Annotated in this window: 19 protein-coding genes; 3 read left to right on the forward strand and 16 right to left on the reverse strand. The window is 54.7% G+C overall.

Annotated features, from left to right (window positions below):
• The first annotated feature begins 309 nt into the window (after positions 1–309).
• Both HNR64_RS06380 and HNR64_RS06385 read left to right on the forward strand, forming a co-directional pair.
• Positions 310–732, forward strand: coding sequence for a DUF1249 domain-containing protein (locus HNR64_RS06380; protein ID WP_204995690.1), 423 nt, complete (start codon positions 310–312; stop codon positions 730–732).
• 98 nt (positions 733–830) lie between these two features.
• A complete protein-coding gene (locus HNR64_RS06385; RefSeq protein ID WP_456151664.1) occupies positions 831–1,109 on the forward strand; it encodes a helix-turn-helix transcriptional regulator in 279 nt (92 codons plus the stop codon).
• On the opposite strand, the gene HNR64_RS06390 is transcribed toward HNR64_RS06385, so the two are convergent.
• The 3 genes from HNR64_RS06390 to guaB all read right to left on the reverse strand — a co-directional run bounded on the left by HNR64_RS06390 (position 1,072) and on the right by guaB (position 5,726).
• Positions 1,072–2,289, reverse strand: coding sequence for a tyrosine-type recombinase/integrase (locus HNR64_RS06390; protein ID WP_156873301.1), 1,218 nt, complete (start codon positions 2,287–2,289; stop codon positions 1,072–1,074). The two genes, HNR64_RS06385 and HNR64_RS06390, sit on opposite strands and share 38 nt — an antisense overlap.
• A gap of 308 nt (positions 2,290–2,597) precedes the next feature.
• Entirely contained in the window at positions 2,598–4,181 is a 1,584-nt protein-coding gene (gene guaA, locus HNR64_RS06395) for a glutamine-hydrolyzing GMP synthase (RefSeq protein ID WP_204995691.1), read from the reverse strand.
• A gap of 78 nt (positions 4,182–4,259) precedes the next feature.
• Positions 4,260–5,726 (reverse strand): IMP dehydrogenase, encoded by a 1,467-nt coding sequence (guaB, locus tag HNR64_RS06400; RefSeq protein ID WP_204995692.1) that lies wholly within the window; start codon positions 5,724–5,726, stop codon positions 4,260–4,262.
• Positions 5,727–5,836: 110 nt separating this feature from the next.
• Between guaB and xseA the strand changes: the two genes are divergently transcribed.
• Positions 5,837–7,186, forward strand: coding sequence for an exodeoxyribonuclease VII large subunit (xseA, locus tag HNR64_RS06405; RefSeq protein WP_204995693.1), 1,350 nt, complete (start codon positions 5,837–5,839; stop codon positions 7,184–7,186).
• A gap of 11 nt (positions 7,187–7,197) precedes the next feature.
• Here the strand turns inward: xseA and HNR64_RS06410 are convergent, their stop codons facing one another.
• The 13 genes from HNR64_RS06410 to rpsP all read right to left on the reverse strand — a co-directional run bounded on the left by HNR64_RS06410 (position 7,198) and on the right by rpsP (position 20,924).
• Entirely contained in the window at positions 7,198–8,775 is a 1,578-nt protein-coding gene (locus HNR64_RS06410) for an alpha/beta fold hydrolase (RefSeq protein WP_204995694.1), read from the reverse strand.
• Positions 8,776–8,880: 105 nt separating this feature from the next.
• A complete protein-coding gene (locus HNR64_RS06415; RefSeq protein WP_027872756.1) occupies positions 8,881–9,534 on the reverse strand; it encodes a Crp/Fnr family transcriptional regulator in 654 nt (217 codons plus the stop codon).
• 148 nt (positions 9,535–9,682) lie between these two features.
• Positions 9,683–11,197, reverse strand: coding sequence for a lysine--tRNA ligase (lysS, locus tag HNR64_RS06420; RefSeq protein WP_204995695.1), 1,515 nt, complete (start codon positions 11,195–11,197; stop codon positions 9,683–9,685).
• Positions 11,198–11,260: 63 nt separating this feature from the next.
• Positions 11,261–12,359, reverse strand: a protein-coding gene (gene prfB, locus HNR64_RS06425) for a peptide chain release factor 2 (protein WP_154653813.1) whose coding sequence is annotated in 2 segments (ribosomal slippage) — positions 11,261–12,283 and positions 12,285–12,359 — 1,098 coding nt in all. Because the reading frame shifts where the segments join, the coding sequence is not laid out codon by codon here.
• A 72-nt stretch (positions 12,360–12,431) separates the two neighbouring features.
• Positions 12,432–14,171, reverse strand: coding sequence for a single-stranded-DNA-specific exonuclease RecJ (recJ, locus tag HNR64_RS06430; RefSeq protein WP_338061820.1), 1,740 nt, complete (start codon positions 14,169–14,171; stop codon positions 12,432–12,434).
• 2 nt (positions 14,172–14,173) lie between these two features.
• The gene (gene thrC, locus HNR64_RS06435; protein ID WP_204995696.1) at positions 14,174–15,571 is read right to left on the reverse strand and encodes a threonine synthase; all 1,398 of its coding nucleotides are present in this window, start codon (positions 15,569–15,571) and stop codon (positions 14,174–14,176) included.
• A gap of 60 nt (positions 15,572–15,631) precedes the next feature.
• Entirely contained in the window at positions 15,632–16,939 is a 1,308-nt protein-coding gene (locus HNR64_RS06440; RefSeq protein WP_204995697.1) for a homoserine dehydrogenase, read from the reverse strand.
• Between the two features lie 151 nt (positions 16,940–17,090).
• Positions 17,091–17,792, reverse strand: a complete 702-nt coding sequence (locus HNR64_RS06445) for a thioredoxin fold domain-containing protein (protein WP_204995698.1) — start codon at positions 17,790–17,792, stop codon at positions 17,091–17,093.
• Between the two features lie 150 nt (positions 17,793–17,942).
• A complete protein-coding gene (gene xerD / locus HNR64_RS06450) occupies positions 17,943–18,851 on the reverse strand; it encodes a site-specific tyrosine recombinase XerD (protein ID WP_204995699.1) in 909 nt (302 codons plus the stop codon).
• Between the two features lie 110 nt (positions 18,852–18,961).
• Positions 18,962–19,324: a 50S ribosomal protein L19 gene (gene rplS / locus HNR64_RS06455; protein WP_027872763.1), complete on the reverse strand. Its 363-nt coding sequence runs from the start codon at positions 19,322–19,324 to the stop codon at positions 18,962–18,964.
• Positions 19,325–19,371: 47 nt separating this feature from the next.
• The gene (gene trmD, locus HNR64_RS06460) at positions 19,372–20,112 is read right to left on the reverse strand and encodes a tRNA (guanosine(37)-N1)-methyltransferase TrmD (RefSeq protein ID WP_204995700.1); all 741 of its coding nucleotides are present in this window, start codon (positions 20,110–20,112) and stop codon (positions 19,372–19,374) included.
• Between the two features lie 33 nt (positions 20,113–20,145).
• Entirely contained in the window at positions 20,146–20,670 is a 525-nt protein-coding gene (gene rimM / locus HNR64_RS06465) for a ribosome maturation factor RimM (protein ID WP_204995701.1), read from the reverse strand.
• Positions 20,671–20,675: 5 nt separating this feature from the next.
• Complete coding sequence (gene rpsP, locus HNR64_RS06470) at positions 20,676–20,924, reverse strand: 30S ribosomal protein S16 (RefSeq protein ID WP_027872766.1); 249 nt, start codon at positions 20,922–20,924, stop codon at positions 20,676–20,678.
• Between the last annotated feature and the right edge of the window lie 113 nt (positions 20,925–21,037).

The raw sequence follows: 21,037 nt of genomic DNA on the forward strand, positions 1-21,037 counted from the left end.
CCCTAACGCTTCAGCCCTCCAGGCTGCAAAATCATCGAAACAGTTTTCCTCACCTTCATCCACCTCTCAGCCAAATATCAACCCAGATGCTCAAGCTACTTTGCTAAGGGGCCTTGCCCCTCGCGCATTGCAAGTGCAAGGCTCCGCGCTTCCTCACCCGTTCAGATTCCTTCGCGTTGCTCAGTCACTTAGCTGCGGCTTCCGGTGAGCCACTGGCCATTTGCTACCCCCACGCTTCGCCAGCGGTGCAGGAGCGCAGACGGGTGCTGCGCTCGTTAAGCACAATTCACGAACTCAAGGGTAACCATTATGAGAAAGACCATTTATGAAACTAACTATGACCGGCTGATTAAACTGGGTGTTATTACTAATGAGAGGGCTGTACCCAATCAATGTCGCCGCAGTCAGGTGGCGGGGTTAATGGATTGGGTGGTGGAGCGTTTACCCCATCTGGACGGTGTTTCAGGCAATGATGAGGGTATTGCGGTGTCACTGGCGCATTACTTTGAGCAGAACGGCGATCTATGCAAAGATCCGGAGATGGTTGTACTTATCTACCCATCTCAACGAATGGCAGAAGCCTTTACCTTTGAAATGTCGATACCGCCTATCTATCAGCAAGTCTTTCCAGAGCCTGGCAAGTTCCACCCTCAACAGCGTAAAGAGCTTAATTCGTTTCTTCGGCAATGGCTGAATAACCTGATTGCACAGCAGCATTCCCTATCAGAATAATTTTTTATCGCATTGAAAGATTTGCAACGGAAAGTCGATACATGAATTGTTAGTGTTCTCGCTCGACATCCGTAAATTGAGTAGATGGAATAATAGCCGTGGGTAACACCAGAGAAACCAAGCATCGGGATAATGGAAGCACCTTGAATTCAGGAAAGACGCTGATCAACCGCAGAACATTATTAACGATGATTCCGCTCTCAGATCGCACCATCTACAATCTGGAAAAACGCGGCGAATTCCCTCGCCGCATCGTATTAACAAGCCGCAATGTCGCATGGGATTTAGCGGAAGTAGAAAATTGGATTGAAGAGCGTAAACAATCAGACGCTAAAGCCATCAGGCCTGGTATGCCTCTACTTCTCGGTTCTCGCTAGTCCATTCATCAATCATATTCGCCCAGTCCTGTAACATTTCTGTTCGCTGTTCTCGGTATTCCGCTTTATTGTAAATTGCCCTAACTCCCTTCTGTTCATGGGCAAGACTTTTCTCTATCCAATCCGTGTTGTAACCAGCCTCATGCAGCAGCGTACTGGCTGTCCTGCGCAAATCATGAGGACCGAATTTAGCAAGCGACTTTCCATCTTTCTGAGCAGCTTTGTAAGTATATGTGAGCACCCTATTTAGCGTGGCATTGCTCATAGGTGTATCCGAATCATACCGCGAGGGAAGCACATACTTTGAACCAGCAGCAAATGTTTTCAATGCAATAAAGATATCCATTGCTTGTTGAGATAAAAAAACTAAATGAGGCTTACGTCTTTTCATGCGTTCTTTCGGAATAGTCCAAAGCGCTTCGCTAAAATTAATTTCATCCCAGGTTGCATTGGATAACTCTGACTTTCTCACTAGAGTGAGCAACAATAGTTTAATCGCCGCGCGGTATTGAGGTGATGTCCCTATTCGATTCATGTACTTGTACATCAGATCAATTTCAAACGGTGTTAATGCTCTTTCACGCGGTACAAATTTAGCTATAGTGGTTGGACGTACCATTTCAGCCGGATTCTCTACATTCTGTCCTCGCTCAATCGCCCAACGATAGACGTTTAAAACGACTTCGCGCGCATGAACAGCGGTTGCTGGAGCACCCCGCTCAACTATTGCGTCAGTCAAAGAGCGTAGATCTTCATGGGTAATCTCAACCAACTTCTGATTTCCAAAAACCTTCTTCAATTCTCGGTGATAGACAGACTTGCGCATATCGCGGGTTGAATCCGCCATCTGATACCCACGCAGCCATTTATCTGCCCAAGCACCAAATGTTTCGGCACCTTTCACCCGCGCCCTATCGCGTGCCTTTTCTCTCGCAGGAGACTTACCAGAAGCAATCATTTTCTTTGATTCGTTAAGACGCTCTCTAGCCTCTGCCAAGCTAATACCACCCACGCCATAGCGCCCAAAAGTCAGCGTTTCTTGGCGACCATTTAATGAGTAGTTGTATCTGAATGAGACTGTACCAGTCTTGGATACAGCGACGTAAAGCCCATCGCGGTCAACAACTTTGTACATTTTGTCTCTGGGTTTCAGGTTTCGAAGCTTGGTATCAGTCAACATAAAGGTACCCTCTCAAAACGCCCCAAATACCATGATAAAAACTAGCGATTTTTAGGGTGTTTTTCTTTTAGATAACAAAGAGTTAACGAAATCCAATACCATGAAGACCTTAAAAATCACTGCATGGTATTGTCTTTGGTCATCAACATTGAAAAAGACGATACCATGGAAAATCCCATGAAAAAAGTTTGCTTGGCGGTGCTAGAAGGTGCTTGAAATCACCATGCCTAGAAAGAAAAAACCCATTGCAAACAATGGGTTATAGTAGGTTTACTGCTTGTAGGTGCCTGGTGTTGCCAGACGTCGAATCATTCCCACTCAATGGTTGCAGGAGGCTTGCTCGACACATCGTAGGCCACGCGAGAGACATGGGCGATTTCGTTAATGATGCGATTGGAAACCGTCTCCAGTAGCTCGTAAGGCAGGTGCGCCCAGCGGGCGGTCATAAAGTCGATGGTTTCCACCGCTCGCAGCGCAATCACCCATTCGTAACGACGCGCGTCACCGACGACACCCACCGATTTCTGGGGGATAAATACCGCGAAGGCTTGGCTGGTTTTGTGGTACCAGTCGGCTTTGTGAAGCTCTTCCAAGAAGATGGCATCAGCTTCGCGCAGCACATCGGCATAGTCTTTTTTAACTTCACCGAGAATACGTACGCCGAGGCCAGGGCCGGGAAATGGATGGCGATAAACCATGTCATAGGGCAGGCCCAGCTCCAAACCGATACGTCGCACCTCATCTTTAAACAGCTCACGCAGCGGCTCGACTAACTCCATTGCCATATCATCGGGCAGGCCCCCGACATTGTGATGAGATTTAATGACGTGGGCTTTACCGGTTTTTGATGCCGCCGACTCAATAACGTCGGGATAGATGGTTCCCTGAGCTAAAAACGGTACGTCTTTAAGCTTGGCCGCTTCTTCATCAAAAATTTCGATGAAGGTATTACCGATAATTTTACGTTTTTTCTCGGGGTCGGCCTCGCCCTGCAATTTGCTTAAAAAGGTTTCTTCGGCGTCAACACGGATGACCTTAACACCCATATTGTTGGCGAACATTTCCATGACTTGGTCGCCTTCATTTTTACGCAGCAGACCGTTGTCAACAAAGACACAGGTCAGCTGTTCACCGATCGCTTTGTGGAGCAGCGCCGCGACCACCGAGCTGTCGACACCGCCAGAGAGGCCAAGCAGGACCTTTTGGTCGCCCACTTGCTCACGTACGCGCTCAATGCCGTCCTGAATAATATTTGCCGGCGTCCACAAGGCCTCGCATCCACACAACTGGAGTACAAAGTGCTCAAAAATACGCTGGCCCTGCAGGGTATGCGTTACTTCCGGGTGGAATTGCACACCGTAAAACCGCTTCTCTTCGCACTGCATGGCGGCAATGGGGCACGATGGTGTCGACGCCAATACTTCAAACCCGTCGGGAAGCGCCACCACTTTGTCACCGTGGCTCATCCATACATCCAACAGCGCCTTACCCGACTCGCTGTCCATGTGGTCGGCAATATCAGCCGTTAACTGGCCGCGCGTTTCCACTCGAATTTGTGCGTAGCCAAATTCATGAACCGGCGATGCTTCGACCTTGCCGCCCAACTGCTCGGCCATGGTTTGCATGCCGTAGCAGATCCCCAGTACTGGGATTCCCAGGTCAAATATTTTCTGCGGCGCACGCGGCGAGCCTGCCGCGGTCACCGACTCGGGGCCACCGGCCAGGATCACACCCGATGGACGAAATTCATCGATCTCTGCGTCTTCAATATCGAAGGCGCGAATCTCACAGTACACGCCGATTTCGCGGATACGGCGCGCAATTAACTGCGTGTACTGAGAACCGAAATCAAGGATCAGAATTCGGTGGGCATGAATATCGGGGCTGGACACGGCGTTCTCTCTATTCAGACTGAGGGGTAGTGTAAAAGGTGGGACGGGGACGCCGCAGGCGGCGCCCCATTACGACACTCAGGTCGGGTAGTTTGGTGCTTCTTTGGTGATACTAACATCGTGAACGTGGCTCTCATTCATGCCTGCAGCCGTCACACGTACAAACTGTGGTTTGCTGCGCATGGTCTCGATGTCCACGCTGCCGGTATAACCCATGGCGCTGCGCAAACCGCCCATCAGCTGATGCACGATAGCCGCCAGCGGCCCTTTATAGGGAACGCGACCTTCAATACCTTCGGGAACCAGCTTTTCCGCGCCGTCTTCAGCGCTCTGGAAGTAACGGTCACTGGAGCCTTGGGTTTTGGTCATGGCGCCCAGCGAGCCCATACCACGATAAGACTTATACGTGCGGCCCTGGAAGAGCTCCACTTCGCCCGGCGCTTCTTCTGTGCCGGCAAACATTGAGCCCATCATTACCGCATTAGCGCCTGCCGCGACGGCTTTTGACAGGTCGCCACTAAAGCGGATACCACCATCGGCAATCAGCGGCAGTCCGCTGTCTTTAAGTGCCGCCGCCACATTGGCAATAGCGCTGATTTGCGGAACACCAATGCCGGTGACAATTCGCGTGGTACAAATTGAGCCAGGGCCAATGCCGACTTTCACGGCATCGGCACCGGCTTCCAGCAGGGCTAAAGCCGCTTCGCCAGTGGCGATATTGCCGCCAATCACATCCACTTGAGGGTAGTGTTGTTTAATCCACTTAACTCGGTTAAGTACGTTCTTCGAGTGCCCGTGAGCGGTATCTACCACGAGAACATCCACGCCCGCAGCAACCAACGCCGCCACGCGGTCGTCAGTATCGGCACTGGTTCCTACAGAGGCACCCACCCGCAACTGGCCCGAGCTGTCTTTACAGGCCAAGGGGTAGGTTTGCGCATTGTTCATATCTTTAACGGTGATCATCCCGGTCAGCTTGCCGGCATCGTTCACAACCAAAACTTTTTCAATGCGATGCTTGTGGAGTAACTCTCGGGCCACCGACATATCGTCGTTTTCATTAACCGTTACCAACTTGGCCTTGGGGGTCATGATGGTTGAGACCGGCACATCCATTTGCTCTTGGAACAACACGTCACGGCTGGTGACGATACCTACCAAGTCGCCCTTATCGAGCACCGGCACACCGGAAATTTTGTGACGGCGACGCAGCTCAAACAGTTCACTGATGGGAGCCGCCGCATCGATAGTAATCGGGTCTTTAACCACCCCACTTTCATGTTTTTTCACCGCTCGAACTTCGTAAGCCTGCTGTTCGATGGTCATGCTCTTGTGGATGATGCCGATACCACCTTCTTGCGCCAGCGCAATGGCCAAGCCACTTTCGGTGACCGTATCCATTGCAGCAGAAAGCAGAGGAATATTGAGGGTAATATTGCGAGTGAGTCGAGTGCGTAGACTGACGTCTTTGGCGGTTACTTCTGAGTAGCCGGGAAGAAGCAAAACATCGTCGAAGGTCAGTGCTTCTTGTGCGATACGTAACATAGAATGATTCCAATGCCGGTGGCTAGAATCTTGGCAATTTTAAGTGATGACAGCCCCCGAGTAAACCAATTTGACCCCGCAATAGCGCTATATCTTGATATGATTGCGCAATGACTACACAAGAACCCCCACAACAGCTCAGCGTCAGCCAACTCAACCGCCTCGCCAAGCAACTTTTAGAAGATTGCTTCGCCCAGGTGAGTGTTACTGGCGAGCTCTCCACCCTGTCGCGTCCCAGCTCTGGCCACTGGTATTTCACGCTAAAGGACGAGCGCGCACAGATCCGCTGCGCCTTCTTTCGCAACCGCAATATGCGGGTGAATTTTCAACCGCAACCGGGCCAGCAGGTGGTCGTTCGCGGTAAAGTCAGCCTCTATGAAGGGCGCGGCGACTACCAGCTTATTGTCGAGCACATGCAGCCCGCCGGTGCCGGTGCGCTGGCAGCGGCCTTCGAAGCACTCAAGACAGAACTGCAGGCAGCCGGCTGGTTCGACCCGGCGCTGAAAAAGCCCCTGCCACCGGCTATCAAGCACATTGCCATTATCACCTCACCCACAGGCGCCGCCCTGCAGGATATTGTCGCAGTGCTCAAGCGGCGCTGGCCGGCAATGAAGGTCACCCTGCTGCCTGTGCTGGTGCAGGGCGAACAGGCGGCCGGTCAGATAAAACGCGCCATCGCGCAGGCGAATCAGCTCGCCCGTTCAGCGTCGCATAATTTCGATTTGATCCTACTGACACGCGGCGGTGGTTCACTGGAAGACCTCTGGCCCTTTAACGAACGGGTGGTGGCCGAGGCCATCTACCAATCGGAACTGCCCGTGGTGAGCGCCGTGGGGCACGAAGTGGACTTCAGCATTGCCGACTTTGTCGCGGATTTGCGCGCTGCAACACCCTCGGCTGCGGCGGAATTGCTCAGCCCTGATCAAAGCGAGATCAACTCGAAGGTCCAGCTGCTGCGCGGCCGCCTGGTTCGGGCGCAGCGGCGACGCCTTCAGCATCAGCGTGAACAATTACAACAATTGAACCGACGCATTCGCGACCCACGGAGCCGACTCAGAGAGCAAGCGCAGCGGCTGGATGAACTTGAAATGCGACTGCGACGCCAGTGGCAAAGTAGCCAGCGCCAGCGCCTGGCGCGTCTCGCGGGCCTGCAACAACAAATGCTGCTGCTCAGCCCCGATCGGCAACATGCGACACGGCTCAGTGCCCTGACACAACTTCAAGCAAGGCTGCAGCGCAGCGCAGAAGAGCAAATGCGCCGCCGCGCACAACAATTACAGGCACTGCAGTCCCAGTTGCGACAACTGGGCCCCGAGCAGACGCTTAGCCGTGGCTATGCGATTGTTCTCGACCGACAAGGCCGGGCAGTACGACGCGCCGCCGATCTTCAGCAAGGGCAGCGGTTGCGCGGGCGCTTCGCCGAGGGGCAAGTCGCCCTCACCGTGGATGAGAGCGAGTGAGTCGACGGGGGTTACTCGCCGCTCCCACATAACAAACGGATATCTTCACAGGACTCCCTTTCACCGCTGCGCAAAGGGAAGTCGCGGGCGGAAGCAAAGTGAAAACTCATTCGTTCAGCCCAGCGCGCGTCATCTAACAGGCGCGCCTCCGCCTGGGCATAGCCCGGCTCTCCCCGCTTTTTCAGCCACCGATCAAACCACGCAACAGTGTATTCGGTAATCATCGGGCGCGCCCAACCGCCCTCACAGCGATTATTATCCGTATTTGGGCACCAAGAACTTGCGGGCAAGGTCGGCCCCAATGAGTAATCCAAGTGCGTCGTACCGGCAATAGTGACACTCACCACAGGAACAGACGCCGCCTGCCATTGTTTAAAGGCATTTTTATGCCCATCCCGATCCGGATCGGTGACCAATGGTATCGGCGTAAAGCCGTATTCCGACTTAAAGCTTAGCGCAGGCTTGTGGGCAACCACTGCCGGGAAGTCACTACCACCAAAGGCGTCAGTAATGGCATTGGTACTGCCGGGCGGCAGCTGCACACTGGTGATGGTGGCGTTATTGCCAGTGTCGGTATAGCCCAGGGCATCCCAGGCCACCACCACATCGACCGGGTTTTCCGAACTCAGCAGGCCCGGCCAGTTTTCAGCACCCGGCGCGCCGTAGGCCTGCACCCAGGTCACACCAGCGGCGCCGTAGGAGTGTCCGGCTATCCCAATGCGCTCACGGTCAACAAAGGCGTGAAAGGGGTTAAACGCGCGAGTCTCGGTTGGGTAACTACCCGCGCAACGCGCTTCATGGGGGTAGTGCAGCGCTGGGCGCGATAAAATAAAGTCGATATCGTTGACCAAGCCCTGGTAAAACACATGGCCATTAATGTTGCCGCCCTGCTCCGCCGAATTTGGCGTTGCCATGTCCGACGCGCCCTGCCCGCGAGGATCGCTGGTCAGTACAACATACCCCGCTCGCACCAGGGCCTGCGCCGCCCACCAGTAAAGCTGCTCGCCTGCCTGCACGGAGCCATTTTTAATCACAACAACGGGCGCCCGCTCTCCAGCCTGCAGGGCGCGTGGCCGCCACACCCGCCCGCTGATGCGTGCGCACCCTTCATCGTAATAGACGACGGGCTCGACAACGGCTTCTTGCTCGTAGAAGGTCCGGCCATCCGGGCCATCGACACCGGGGTAGCGGAACGGGTCACCAACGCAGGGCCCCATTCCCGCCGAGCACAGTGGCGTAAGCGGCGTGGTGCCCTGGGTGGGTGGCAAGCTCCAACTCGGGTCCTCGGCAATGCGGGCTAACATCGCCAAGCGGTTAGCGTTTTCCTGCGTTTGAGAACGAATAACAAAACCTGGGGCGAGCTGCTCGACATTGGCCTCCAGCGTTCGGGCATGATTTTCCAGCTCGCACTGCAACCAGTCAGCCGACGGATAGGCCGCAAGATCGCAGCGTGTATCAACACTGTGGCGCTGAATAAGATTCGCCGCCCCCTGCTCAGCCTGGCTGGGCGACGACCCACTATTGCCACCGCCGCAGGCACTGACAATCACCACGATTACGGCGAGCGGTATTGCTCCTAAGCCCCGCATATTACCCCCTGATTATTATTTGTTTTACTGCAACAGAAACGAAAACGGCGCCACTATGGGCGCCGCTGGCATCGAGCTCATCATCTTGGTGAATATGAGCAGACCCTAGTAGCTCTCCGGCAGCTTCTTCTTGAGAATGATATGTCGACCTTCCACTTCGATATAGTCCCCGATGGTCAGGTCTTTGAGAATACGCGCCACCATTTCACGTGACGAGCCCACTCTGTCGGCGATCTCTTGTTGGGTGAGTTTCTCATTAATCTTCATTTGCCCTTCTTCACCGTGGGGCTCGGCCAATCCGGTGAGCACCTTCACTACGCGGCCATAGACGTCCTGCAAAGCCAGACTTTTCACATCATTGGTCAACTTGCGAATACGGCGCGTCAGATTCTTGTTCAAAATACGAGTGATGTTCGGATGCATATCCATAATGGCTTTGAAATCTTCTTTGTAGATAATGCGCACCTGCGTTGCATCCATGGCACGTACCGACGCCGAGCGGCGATCATCGTCCAGCAGGGCCAGCTCACCAAAATAGTCGCCCGACTCAAGTATATTCAGCACAAAGTCTTTACCGCTTTTATCGCTGCAGTAGACTTTTACCCGGCCGGTTTCGACGACATACAGAGAGTCCGCCACGTCACCTTCGTGAATCAGTACGGTGTTTTTTGCAAACTCACGAAGAATACTGGTATCGCGCAAAAGCTTGAGTTCATCTGGCGACAAACCGTCAAACAGATCTACGTTTTCGATACTCATTGCCACACTCCAGGCCCAAAATTTTTATTGGCAACACTATAGCATAGCTGCGCAAGTTGCTGTCTAGCTTGAAGTTATCGCTGAGAATCAGGTCGCAAAGTGCAAGCAATGGGAAGGAGTGGGTGCCGGCAAGCCGGCACCCTAAGGCTTAGCCTTGTGATTCCGGACGCATGTGGGGGAACAATAAAACGTCGCGAATTGACGGCGAATCGGTAAACAGCATAACCAGTCGGTCGATGCCTATTCCCTCACCAGCGGTCGGTGGCAGGCCGTATTCCAAGGCGGCGATATAGTCAGCATCGTAGTGCATTGCTTCATCGTCGCCGGCGTCTTTTTCGGCCACTTGCGCCATGAACCGCTCAGCTTGATCTTCGGCGTCATTCAGCTCGGAGAAGCCATTGGCGAGCTCGCGACCACCCACGAAAAACTCGAACCGGTCAGTCACAAAGGGGTTGTCGTCGCTGCGACGGGCCAGCGGCGATACCTCAGTGGGGTATTCGGTGATAAACGTGGGTTGATCCAGCTTGTGTTCAACCGTTTCTTCAAAGATCTCAATTTGGATCTTGCCCAGCCCCCAGGAGTCCTTAACCTCGATGCCAAGGCCTTTGGCAATGGCTTTGGCTTGCTCCATATCGGCTAACTGCTCGGCGCTGATGGACGGGTTGTATTGCAGCACGGCGTCAAAGACCGACAGTCGGGTAAACGGCTGACCAAAGTCATAGTCACTACCCTGATAGTGCAAACACGTGGTGCCCAATACTTCCTGAGCTACGTGGCGCAACATTGCCTCAGTCAGGTCCATCAAGTCTTTGTAGTCAGCATAGGCCTGATAAAACTCGATCATGGTGAATTCGGGGTTGTGGCGCGTCGACAAGCCCTCGTTGCGGAAGTTACGGTTGATTTCAAACACCCGCTCGAATCCGCCAACCACCAAGCGCTTGAGATAAAGCTCGGGCGCAATGCGCAGGTACATATCGAGGTCGAGCGCATTGTGATGCGTCACAAACGGCCGCGCAGTGGCACCACCAGGAATCACCTGCATCATCGGGGTTTCAACTTCGACAAAGTCTTTCTGCTGCAAAAAATTACGGATGGAGCTGATCATCTTAGAGCGAATCGCGAAGGTGCGACGCGACTGCTCGTTCATAATCAGGTCGACATAGCGCTGCCGATAGCGCATTTCCTGGTCTTGAAGGCCGTGGAATTTATCGGGCAGTGGACGCAACGACTTGGTTAGCAAACCGCCCTCTTCCATGTACACATACAAATCACCCTTACCAGATTTGTGCACCGGTCCCTTGGCAAAAATAATGTCGCCGATATCCCAGCTTTTAATCTCTTCAGTCAGCGCTTCAGGCAGTTTTTTCTTATCGATATAAGTCTGGATTCGGCCAGACATATCTTGCAGCACCATAAACGGACCACGCTTGGCCATAATACGACCGGCAATCGCGGCATGTCTGTCCAGCGCTTCAAGCGCCGCCTTGTCGTGCTCACCCAGCTCTTCTAGCAGTTGCTGGGCGTAGGCATCGCGTCGGAAGTCGTTAGGAAAGGCATTGCGCTTTTCGCGAATCGCCGCCAACTTGGCGCGGCGCTCAGCAATCAGGCGATTTTCTTCCTGCCCGGCTTCCTGGGCTTGCGTGTCGTTCTGCTGTTCAGACATCTGTGTTTCCTTTGGTCGGGCCCGCAATCGGGCCGCGTCATCTCATTGGCTAGGGTGCCGGCCTTATAAGCCAGATTTCAGGCTCGCTTCGATAAACAGGTCAAGGTCGCCATCGAGCACATTGTTGCAATTGCTGGTTTGTACATTGGTGCGCAGGTCTTTAATACGCTGGTCGTCGAGCACGTAGGAGCGTATCTGGCTGCCCCAGCCAATATCTGACTTGCTGTCTTCCAATGCCTGGGCCTCGCTATTGCGTTTTTGCAGCTCCATTTCATAGAGCTTGGCCTTCAACATTTTCCAAGCGTTGTCGCGGTTTTGATGCTGGGAGCGCTCGCTCTGACACTGCACAACGGTATTAGTAGGCTCGTGCGTTAGGCGAACCGCAGAGTCGGTCTTGTTAACGTGCTGACCACCTGCACCACTGGCGCGGTAGGTATCCGTGCGCACATCCGAAGGATCGATATCAATTTCGATATTGTCGTCGATCTCCGGCGACACAAACACCGAACAAAACGATGTGTGGCGGCGGTTGCCCGAATCAAAGGGCGACTTGCGAACCAGGCGGTGAACGCCGGTCTCGGTGCGCAGCCAACCGAAGGCATATTCGCCCTGAATATGGATGGTTGCACTTTTGATCCCCGCCACTTCGCCGTCAGAGACTTCAACCAGTTCTGCCTTGAAGCCTTTGTCTTCGCACCAGCGCAAATACATGCGCAGCACCATATTGGCCCAGTCTTGGGCTTCGGTGCCGCCGGAACCCGACTGAATATCCAAATAACAGTTATTGGGGTCCATTTCACCGGAGAACATACGGCGGAATTCCAATTTGGCTAGCACCCCTTCGAGGCGTTCTATATCGCCCTGCACGGCCTCAATGGTGTCTTCATCGTTCTCTTCCGCTGCCATATCGAGCAGTTCAGAAGCGTCGCCAATACCGGCATCTAACTCATCGATGGCGCCCACCACACCCTCCAGGTTGGCGCGCTCGCGGCCAAGCTCCTGGGCGCGGGCAGGGTCGTCCCACACCGCGGAATCACCGAGCTCCAGCTCGACCTCAGTTAGGCGCTCTTTCTTGTTAGCGTAGTCAAAGATACCCCCTAAGCGTATCGGTACGCTCAGTCATATCCTTAAGGGCATTGCGCAGGGGATTAATTTCTAGCATGGATAGTATCCGGACCACGTGAAAAGGCGGGCATTTTACCCGATGCGTCGCGCGGCGGAAAGCTGGCTGGCATTATGCGCCAGCGTAGGGACGCAGATGCTCAACCAGTAATTGCAGTGACAGGCGATCACGCCAGAGATTGCTATCTAGCTTGTACACCACTTCCACCTCCGTTACCGCTGGGTCTGGCCACTGGTTGAGGTCGACATTAAACGCAATGGCGTCAATGATCGCCTGCTTGTCATGGCGAGGTGCGAGCGTCATTTTTAAATGCCGCTCGCCGACAAGGCGCTGCTGAACCAGGGTAAATACACCGTGAAACAATGGCTCGGGAAAGCCCTGACCCCACGGCCCGGCACTGCGCAGCAGCTCTGCATTTTCGAGTTTAAGTTCTGTCGGGCCCAGCTCGCCGTCACTGTGAACCACCGCCTCGAGCTGGTCGTCACTAAGCTGCTCACGAACGGCGTCAACAAAGGCATCGCGAAAGGCGTCAAAGTCTTTTTCGGCCAAGCTCAACCCCGCTGCCATGGCGTGGCCACCAAACTTACTTAACATCTGCGGGTGACGTTTTGCGACTCTGTCCAAAGTATCGCGCATATGCAGGCCGGGAATAGAACGGGCAGAGCCTTTGATTTCACCGTTATCGGCCTCAGCAAAGGCGATTACCGGACGGTGAAACTGCTCTTTGATCCGCGAGGCCAATATCCCCACAACGCCCTGGTGCCACGTTGGATCATACAAACACAATCCCGCCGGAACCTTACTGGCGTCTAGCTGCAAATGCGCCAATGCGCGCATGGCGTCGTCTTTCATGCTCTGTTCTATGCTGCGACGCTCTCGATTGAGGTCATCCAGCTCGGCCGCCAGGTTCAGGGCTTGCGTCGCATCATCTGCAAGCAGGCAGCGAATGCCCACCGTCATATCATCCAGCCGGCCCGCCGCATTCAAACGCGGCCCAACGGTAAAACCGAGGTCACTGGCGACCAAGCGCGCGGGCTCCCGCCCCGCAACTCGGAGCAAGGCACTAATTCCCGGGCGGCAGCGCCCAGCGCGAATTCGCCGCAAGCCCTGCTCCACTAACACCCGGTTTGCCTGACTCAACGGCACCACATCAGCGACCGTGCCCAGCGCCACGAGGTCGAGCAGCTCAGCAAGATTGGGCCCCTTGCCATCGCGAAAGATACCGCGCTCTCGCAGCGCCGCCCGCAATGCCAGCAGCACGTAAAACATCACACCGACGCCAGCCAATGATTTATCTGGGAAGTCACAGCCGGGTTGATTGGGGTTCACAATCGCCAGTGCGTCTGGCAACTGGTCACCGGGAAGGTGGTGGTCGGTCACGATAACGGGAATACCGGCCTGCGCCGCCGCGGCAACACCGTCGATGCTGGAGATGCCATTGTCGACGGTAATAATGATATACGGGCGGCGCTCGGCCGCGACAGCAACAATCTCCGGGCTCAGGCCATAGCCATATTCAAAGCGATTGGGGACCAAAAAATCGACGTCGGCGGCGCCCAACATTCGCAAGCCGAGCAACGCCAAGGTTGTACTGGTGGCGCCGTCGCAGTCGAAGTCGCCAACCACTAACAAGCGCTTACCCTCTCTGATTGCCTCAACCAGTGCTGAGACAGCCGCGTCCATGCCCTTCATAGTGGGTGCAGGCAAGGCATCCAAACCGAGCTTTGCCTGCTCGTCCGACACGACGCCGCGCACGACATACAGCCGAGACAAAAGGGGCGGTAATGATGGCAGCGCCGCCGTCGCATCTGCGACGACGGTTCTTTCAACGATACGCGGGAAGCGACTCACGTTTAGGCGCGGATATTCTTTGCCATAAAGCTGTGAACGCTCGACATGTCGTTGTCGATCACTTCGTAACGCTCATCAAGGTCGAAAAGGTCCGCCATATGATGCGGCAGCGCTGGCGCACTGGGATAACCGGCTTTCATTACCGCTTCAGGGAATTTCGCTGGGTGCGCAGTAGCGAGCGTCACCATTGGTACGCTGCGGTCGCGCCAGCAATCGCGCGCGGCTTTAACACCAATTGCCGAATGCGGGTCGAGCAGGTACTCGCTGTCGTCGTAGACGCTGGCGATGGTGGCCACGGTTTCTTCATCGCTGGCACTGGCACTGGCGAACAGTTCGCGCACGCGCTCAAACGCGGCGGCGGGAAGAGATACCGTCTCGGTATTCATTCGTTGCATCAGGTCGGCGATGGCCGCACCGTCGCGGTCAAAGCAGTCGAACAGCATCCGTTCGAAGTTGCTGGATACGACAATATCCATACTGGGTGACAATGTGTGCTGCAAATCGTGCTTTTCAAACTGATTGCCGCTGATCACCCGGTGCAGAATGTCGTTTTGATTCGTTGCCACCACCAATTGGTCGATGGGCAGTCCCATCTGCTTGGCGAGGTAGCCGGCATAGATGTCGCCAAAATTACCCGTCGGCACAGAGAAACTGATTTTGCGATCTGGCGCGCCCAATGCAAAGGCGGCGTAGAAGTAGTAGACGATCTGCGCCATGATGCGCGCCCAGTTAATGGAGTTCACCGCTACCAGCTGGCGTCCCTCAGGCAAAAAGCTCTGATCCGCAAAACTCGCTTTCACCATGGCCTGGCAGTGATCAAAGTGCCCTTTCAGAGCGATGTTGTGAATATTGTCGCCCTGCACCGTTGTCATCTGGCGGCGCTGCACCTCCGACACGCGTTGGTAGGGATGCAGAATGAAAATGTCGACGTTTTCACAGCGTTTTACACCCTGAATCGCCGCCGAACCGGTATCACCTGACGTGGCGCCCATTACAACGACTTTTTGCTGGCGCTTCTCCAGCACATAATCCAGCAGGCGTCCCAACATCTGCAATGCAAAGTCTTTAAAAGCCAGGGTCGGCCCCTGGAACAGTTCCAACACCCATTCGTTTTGACCCAGCTGTACCAGTGGCGCTACGGCCGGGTGCCTGAAGTCCGAATAGCTATCGTCGATAATCGCTTTGAGATCGGCATCGGGAATGCTGCCCGCAACAAAGGGCTGAACAATTTCAAAGGCCAGCTCGGTGTAGCTTAACGACGACCACGCCGCAATTTGCTCGCGGCTATAGGTCGGCAGGGACTCCGGCACGTAAAGACCGCCATCCGGCGCCAAGCCGGTAAGCAGTACGTCTTCAAAATTGAGGGCGGGCGCCTGGCCACGGGTGCTGATGTATTTCACGTTACTAACTCTTCATGGAATGTGGGGACTGCACCCGAAGGCGCAGTGTAGCGGCGATACTTAGCCTGCCAACGACTCAACGCGAATACGCGTTACTTCACCAACAATACCTTCCAGTCCTTCAATACGGCTGACTGCGGCAAACAACTTGCTCTCGACGGTGCGGTTGGTAAGGATAATCACCGGAACTAAATTCGCGTCCTCGGCTGGCTGCTTTTGAATCAGCGCTTCAATGCTAATGCCGTCGTCGCTGAGAATCTGCGCCACTTTGGACAGTACGCCGGGCTTATCGAGGGCCGACATGCGCAAGTAATAGGCGGTTTCCACATCGTCTATCGGCAGCACAGGATGATCGCTCAATGACGTACGCTGGAATGACAGGAAAGGTACCCGGTGGTGTGGTTCGGCGCTGAGTGTGCGCGCAACATCCACAACATCGGCGACAACCGCTGATGCCGTGGGTTCGCTACCGGCACCCGCACCGTAATACAAGGTTGGACCAACGGCATCCGATTGCACCAGTACGGCGTTCATTACACCGTTTACGTTCGCGATCAGGCGCTTTTCTGGAATCAGTGTGGGATGAACGCGCAGTTCAATGCCTTTTTCGGTATCGCGGGCAATACCCAAATGCTTGATGCGATAACCCAGCTCTTCGGCGTAGACCACATCTTCCTGGGCGATCCGGCTAATTCCCTCGGTATATACCTTGTCAAATTGCAGCGGAATACCAAAGGCCAGAGACGCCAAAATCACCAACTTGTGTGCGGCATCTATGCCCTCAACGTCGAAGGTCGGGTCTGCCTCGGCGTAGCCCAAGGCCTGAGCCTCGGCCAGTACGTCGTTAAAGTCGCGCCCTTTGTCGCGCATTTCAGTGAGAATAAAGTTTCCAGTGCCGTTGATAATGCCCGCGAGCCACTGCACTTTATTCCCTGCCAAGCCTTCGCGCAGTGCTTTGATAATGGGAATACCGCCGGCAACTGCTGCTTCAAAGGCAACCGTAACGCCCTGTTGGGCAGCCGCTTCAAAAATTTCGTTCCCGTGCTCGGCAATCAAGGCCTTGTTGGCGGTCACCACGTGTTTGCCATTGGCAATGGCTTTCAATACCAATTCCTTGGCAACAGTGGTCCCGCCAATCAACTCAACCAAAATATCGACATTGGGGTTTTCTGCAACGGCAAAAATGTCGCGGTTAATGGCCACATCACCCGTATCACAATTGGGGTTGTCGCGACGCGCACCAATTTCAGTTACCACAATATCGGCACCGACACGGGCAGCAATCTCCGCTGCGTTGCGCGTTAATACTGCGTAAGTACCGCTGCCAACGGTACCCAGACCACATATACCTACTCTGACCGGACTCACCGCCACTCCTTTTAAAACTCAATTATTAGCGCGCCGCACATAAGCGCGGCGCTACGAACTGCCCATTTTATGTCAGGATGGGGGCCTAGCGCCATGCTGAAGCGCCAGAGATACGACCAGAGCCCCTCTATTCCTACTTATTGACGATTTCTCAGCGCAGCGCTTGGGGAATCAGCTGATCAGCCGGGCGGTAGCCGGGAATCAGGGCGCCGTCCTCGGTGACGATCGCCGGCGTCCCAGTCACGCCAAGCTGCTGACCCAATTCATACTGGCCAATGATCGGCGTTTGGCACTGCTTATTCGCAATGGGGCGGCGGGCCTTGAGGGCATCCATCGCCGCGACGCGGTCGTCGGCGCACCAGGCGGATACCATTTTGTTGAATGTTGGCGTGCCAACACCCTGACGGGGATAGGCAAGATAGCGCACCTCGATACCACTGGCATTCAGGGCGGGCACCTCTTTATGCAGCTTTTGGCAGAAGCCACAATCCACATCGGTAAATACATACAGCGCGCCTTTTGTTTCCCCTTCCGGGCTAAATATAATCATATCTTCCCGCGGCACTTTGGAGAGCAAGGCCTTGCGCTGAGGCTGCAAGCGGCGCTCGGCGATATCCTCAATGCCATTCGCCGTCAGCTCATACATTTTACCCGCAACAATATACTTGCCGTCGGCGCTCGCATAGACCGTCGGCCCATTGGTCATTTCAACGCGATACACCCCGGGCATCTCGCTACTTTCTACGCCGCTGACCTGTAAATCGGGGCGAGAACTCTTAAACGCGCTGCGAATCGCTTGCTCAGCCGCCTTATCAATAAAGGTCGCGGTCTTGGCAGGCTCGGCGTAGGCCACCCCAAAAAAAGTTGAAGCAGCTATTACTGACGCGAATAGAGCGCGCGAAATCAATACTCGGGGGCTATACATAGTCAACGAAAAATCTCCGTACGGAAGGTGTGAAGGCGGTCATCATATACCATTGAGAACCCAGAGAAAGCGCCAAGTTCAACCGCGCGGGTGATGTGCGCGATGCAAAGCCTGCATTCGCTCTCTGGCAACATGGGTGTATATCTGCGTGGTGCTCAAGTCGCTGTGACCAAGCAGCAGCTGAACAACCCGCAGGTCAGCACCATGATTCACCAGATGTGTGGCAAACGCATGACGCAGCGTATGCGGTGAAATACTTGCGCGAATTCCGGCGCGCTGCGCGTAGAGTTTAACGCGGTGCCAAAACGTTTGTCGGGTCATCATCTGCCCCCGGCGACTGGGGAAAACCACATCCGACTCGCCATCCGCCAACAATTGCGGCCGACCGCCACGCAAATACGCCTGCAAGCAGTGCAGAGCCTCTTCCCCCATAGGCACCAGGCGCTCCTTGTTGCCCTTACCGGTGACTCGCACCACGCCCTGCTCCAGGCCTAACTGCGAAAACCGCAGACTCACCAACTCGCTTACTCGCAGGCCGGCGGCATACAGTAGCTCCAGCATTGCCCGGTCGCGCTGTTCGATCGCAATATCGTCATCGGGCTGCGCGAGCAAGGCCTCAACATCAGCCTCACTCAAGGATTTAGGTAGAGGCCTCCCTAACTTGGGCGCTTCAATATTGGCAAGCGGGTCTTCCTGAAGGCGCCCCTCCCGCAGTTGATAACGGTAAAACCCCCGCAGGCAAGAAAGCAAACGTGCAGTACTACGGGCAGATTTGCCCTGGCCGCGCTGCTCGGCCAAATAATCCAGCGCATCGGCGCGACCACATAGCAGCACGCCACTGCCCCGCTGAGCGAGCCAATAGGACCATTGGTATAGGTCGCGGCGGTAAGACTGCAAGCTGTTATCGCTAAGCCCTTTCTCTAGCCACAGCGCGTCAATGTAGCGGTCTATGGTTGGCTGATCCTGATCACTGGCTTGCTGCGCCATGAACTCCTCCTCGATCGTCAGCCAGATTCTATCTCGCCGATAGACGGCGCCACCAGCCAGACAAAAAAAAGGCAGCCAGTGGCTGCCTTTTCGGAGATGCGAAAACCGTATTACGACTTGGTTGCCAGCTTCTCTTTGATACGAGCTGAACGACCGCTGCGCTCACGCAAGTAGTACAGTTTAGCTTGGCGAACATCACCGCGACGCTTAACCTGAATGCTGTCGATCAGCGTGCTGTAAGTTTGGAAAGTACGCTCAACGCCAACACCGTGAGAAATCTTGCGAACGGTGAAAGAAGAGTTTAAGGCGCGGTTTTTCTTGGCGATAACAACACCTTCAAAGGCCTGCAGACGCTCGCGGTTACCTTCTTTAACCTTTACCTGAACGACAACGGTGTCACCGGGGCTGAATTCCGGCAGCTCTTTGGCGGTCTGCTCCGCTTCCAGCTCGGCGATAATTTTGTTGGTGCTCATGGCATGCTCCTGAAATAAAAGTTGGTAGCTTCACAGCTAGCTGTCAATTAGTCGTTACGCTCGCGAAGATACTCCGCCAGCAGTGTGTTTTCCTCGTCGCTCAGCTCTCTCGATTCGAGCAAGTCCGGGCGCCGTACAAACGTTCGACCCAGCGCCTGCTTTAAGCGCCAGCGTCGTATGGCTCCGTGATTGCCGCTAAGCAACACCTCTGGAACCACATCTTCCCCATACACCTCGGGTCGGGTGTAATGTGGGCAATCTAACAACCCCTCTGCGAAGGAGTCCTGTTCCGCCGACTGCTGATGCCCCAACACGCCCGGCAGCAAACGACTCAAGCCGTCTATCATCACCATTGCAGCCAGCTCACCGCCGCTGATGACATAGTCACCAATAGACCACTCTTCGTCGATCTCGCGTTCAATCAAGCGTTCATCAACGCCTTCATAACGCCCGGCTAATAGGATCAACGCATTTTCTTGCGCCAGCTCCTGCAAGCCGCTTTGATCTAACTTTCTACCCTGCGGCGACAGATACACCGTCTTCGCCGGTTTGGCTACCGTTTCGCGCGCTGCCTGCAACGCCTTGCTTAACGGTTCTGGCATCATCACCATACCTGGGCCGCCACCGTAGGGGCGATCATCAACCGTTTGATGGCGATCTTCAGTAAACGACCGCGGGTTGATGCAGCTAAGGTTTAACACCCCTTTTTGTACTGCTCGTCCGGTGACACCATAATCGCTGATCGCGCCGAACATCTCTGGGAACAGGGTTACCACTGCGATATCCATTCTGCCCCCATCACGCGCCACGTTCACTGCGCGTTAGAACTCCGGGTCCCAATCGACAGTAATCGTGCCGCTTTGCAGGTCTATATCCTGCACAAAATCACCCGGCAAGTAAGGGATCAACCGTTCTCGATCGTCGAGGCTTCCCTCACACCGTCGCACCACCATTACATCATTGGCGCCGGTTTCGATCATATGATCCACCACACCCAACAGCTGCTCCGAAGCGATAACCTTCAAACCCACTAATTGGTGCCAGTAAAACTCATTTTCAGCCAGGCTTGGCAACTGCTCTGCCAAAATCCCCAGCTCAAGCCCGCAATACTCTCGAGCCAACTCGCGATCGTCAACACCCTTAATATGGGCTACGATGCCCTTACCATGACGCCGACATTCGTCGAGCTCGATCTCCTGCCACCGGCCTTTTTTGCGCAGCTGGTAGTCAGAGAAATCCAGAAAATTCTCAAGCGGGTCGGTAAAGGAATGTATCTTTACCCACCCTTTTACCCCGTATACCGTCGAGATTTTCGCTATGACGACTGGTGAAGACGAGGTAGACACCCAGCTTACTCGGCTGCAGGTGCTTCTTTGATCAGCTTAGCAACGCGGTCAGACAGCTGAGCGCCTTGAGCAACCCAGTGCTCAACGCGAGCGGTGTCTACACGCAAACGCTCTTCGTTACCACGGGCAACAGGGTTGAAGAACCCAACGCGCTCAATGAAACGACCGTCACGTGAAGTGCGGCTGTCAGTGACTGTCAGGTGGTAGAAGGGGCGCTTTTTAGAGCCGCCACGTGCCAAACGAATAGTGACCATTCTTGTATCAGTTCCTAGCTTTTGGGCAGCGGCGTTGACCGCTACTGCGAATTTTTGATCCTGTTAACGACCCGGAGCCGTAAAGGCGCGGAATTATAAGGGAAAGTGTATGC

This window comes from Spongiibacter marinus, from assembly GCF_016906995.1.
GTDB lineage: Bacteria > Pseudomonadota > Gammaproteobacteria > Pseudomonadales > Spongiibacteraceae > Spongiibacter > Spongiibacter marinus.

Coding starts and splice junctions, on each gene's coding strand:
- HNR64_RS06380 (WP_204995690.1), top strand. CDS start 310: ATGAGAAAGACCATTTATGAAACTAACTATGACCGGCTGATTAAACTG.
- xseA (WP_204995693.1), top strand. CDS start 5,837: ATGACTACACAAGAACCCCCACAACAGCTCAGCGTCAGCCAACTCAAC.
- HNR64_RS06390 (WP_156873301.1), bottom strand. CDS start 2,289: ATGTTGACTGATACCAAGCTTCGAAACCTGAAACCCAGAGACAAAATG.
- HNR64_RS06410 (WP_204995694.1), bottom strand. CDS start 8,775: ATGCGGGGCTTAGGAGCAATACCGCTCGCCGTAATCGTGGTGATTGTC.
- rpsP (WP_027872766.1), bottom strand. CDS start 20,924: ATGGTCACTATTCGTTTGGCACGTGGCGGCTCTAAAAAGCGCCCCTTC.
- xerD (WP_204995699.1), bottom strand. CDS start 18,851: ATGGCGCAGCAAGCCAGTGATCAGGATCAGCCAACCATAGACCGCTAC.
- lysS (WP_204995695.1), bottom strand. CDS start 11,197: ATGTCTGAACAGCAGAACGACACGCAAGCCCAGGAAGCCGGGCAGGAA.
- rplS (WP_027872763.1), bottom strand. CDS start 19,324: ATGAGCACCAACAAAATTATCGCCGAGCTGGAAGCGGAGCAGACCGCC.
- guaB (WP_204995692.1), bottom strand. CDS start 5,726: ATGTTACGTATCGCACAAGAAGCACTGACCTTCGACGATGTTTTGCTT.
- trmD (WP_204995700.1), bottom strand. CDS start 20,112: ATGGATATCGCAGTGGTAACCCTGTTCCCAGAGATGTTCGGCGCGATC.
- HNR64_RS06415 (WP_027872756.1), bottom strand. CDS start 9,534: ATGAGTATCGAAAACGTAGATCTGTTTGACGGTTTGTCGCCAGATGAA.